Below are 1,851 nucleotides of genomic sequence, written 5' to 3'. Positions count from 1 at the left end.
CGGTTGCAATGGGAAAGCGGTTAATCCATCCATCGCCTGAGGAGATCACTTCATGAGCACAGCCTTGCACGATGATGTCAGCAGCGGAGTGTTGCGGCGGATGAAGGAGGGTGGCTTCGACTTTGCCAGCTTCCATCCCATCGAGTTCTACGCCATTTTCCCGGACGAGGAACGGGCCCGCATGGCGACCAGGAAATTTCGTGGTGAGTCCTTGCATGCATTGGTGACCGAGCGAGACGACGGCGCCTGGCACCTGCAAGTCAGTAAGGTGATGTTTGCCACCTATCATGGCATCGGCGATTTCGAGCATGACCTGGAGTCGGTCGTGGCGCCGCTTGGCGGCAAGCTGGATGGCTGGGGCGTGACGCAGGAGGTGAAAGGCTTGCGACCCTGATGCCCCTCCGGCACCGGCAATAAGCATCGGCCAGCCCAGCGCTGGCCGATGTGCATTTTTCCCTTGGTGTTTTTCTGCAGGCTCGACCCGAGCAACCGCTTTGCCCCAGACTGGGCGGCGGAGGCTGTCATGAGCGATATCCTGATTCTCACCCACATCGATTACTGCCCGCCGGGCCACCTGGCCAGGGTGCTGGACCAGGCGCAGTGCGATTTCCGTGTGCTGCGCGTCGACCTCGGCGAGCTGGACGGCTTCGACCTGGAGCGGCCGCGCGCCGTGGCGATCATGGGCGGGCCGATGAGCGTCAACGACGATCTGCCCTGGCTGGCCACGGAAATCGCCGCGCTCCAGCACTTCATCCGCCGCGACATCCCGCTGATCGGCCACTGCCTGGGCGGTCAGCTGCTGGCCAAGGCGCTGGGTGCCGAGGTGCGACGCATGCCCTACACCGAGAGCGGCTGGCAGCCGCTTAAGAAAACCGTCGGCGCGGCGAGCAGCCCGTGGCTGAGCCATCTGCCGGCCGAGTTCCCGATGTTCCAGTGGCACGGCGACAGCTTCGCCTTGCCCGCCGGCGCGCAGCCGCTGCTGTCCAGCCCCTGGTGCGCGAACCAGGCATTCGCCTGGGGCGACAAGCTGCTCGCCCTGCAGGGCCACCCGGAGATGACCGAGGAGCTGGTGCAGCAATGGCTGGATGACTGGCGGCATCTGCTCGATGAGCGCCAGCCCAGCCAGCAGAGCCTGGTGCAGATGCTCGCCGAGCTACCGGCCAAGGTGCGGGCCCTGAACCAGGTGGCCGAGGGCTTCTACCGGCATTGGTTGCGCCTGGCCTGGCGCTGAGCGGCACCGCGAGTCGGGCGTCTGCACGCCGGCGAGAGGCTCGCTCACTGCGGGTGTGCTGGCCGGGTCGGTAGCGGGCTAGGGCGTCAATAGATGACGCCTGCCACGCCACGGTGCGCGACCACCTCTGGACGCTGACGTGCGGCGCCGAAATGGTGCGCCGCTCTCCCGATAACATATTAATTTATTGATTTTTAAGGGATAAATTCGCTGGCTCGGGCTTTGCAATGCTTTGGTGCATCCGGGAGACCAAGGAGTACGGCATGGCCCGCACCTTTTATGACGAGATGTACCAGGCGAATGGTGAGTGCCGCCCGCACTACCGCGAGTTCGCCCGCTGGCTGGCCGAAACGCCCAAGGAGTTGTTGGCCCAGCGCCGCCGCGAGGCCGATCTGCTGTTCCACCGCGCCGGCATCACCTTCACCCTCTACGGCGACGAGCAGGGCACCGAGCGGCTGATCCCGTTCGACACCATCCCGCGCAGCATTCCCGCCAGTGAGTGGCGGGTGGTCGAGCGCGGCTGCATCCAGCGGGTGCAGGCGCTGAACCTGTTCCTCGCCGACCTCTACCACGACCAGCGCATCATCAAGGCCGGCATCATCCCGGCCGAGCAGGTGCTG

At 65.1% G+C, this 1,851-nt stretch carries 3 protein-coding genes; all 3 read left to right on the top strand.

Going from position 1 to position 1,851, the window contains the following annotated elements; translation table 11 throughout:
- The first annotated feature begins 52 nt into the window (after positions 1-52).
- Entirely contained in the window at positions 53-394 is a 342-nt protein-coding gene (locus tag V6M61_RS04855) for a ribonuclease E inhibitor RraB (protein WP_090444108.1), read from the top strand.
- Between the two features lie 129 nt (positions 395-523).
- Positions 524-1,231, top strand: coding sequence for a type 1 glutamine amidotransferase (locus tag V6M61_RS04850; protein WP_332775438.1), 708 nt, complete (start codon positions 524-526; stop codon positions 1,229-1,231).
- 263 nt (positions 1,232-1,494) lie between these two features.
- The coding region (locus V6M61_RS04845; RefSeq protein WP_332775437.1) for a circularly permuted type 2 ATP-grasp protein at positions 1,495-1,851 on the top strand (357 nt) is incomplete at its 3' end.

Origin of the sequence: Polaromonas sp. (assembly GCF_036676035.1) — a bacterium.
GTDB lineage: Bacteria > Pseudomonadota > Gammaproteobacteria > Burkholderiales > Burkholderiaceae_C > Polaromonas.
This window is presented reverse-complemented; position numbering and strand designations above follow the sequence as displayed.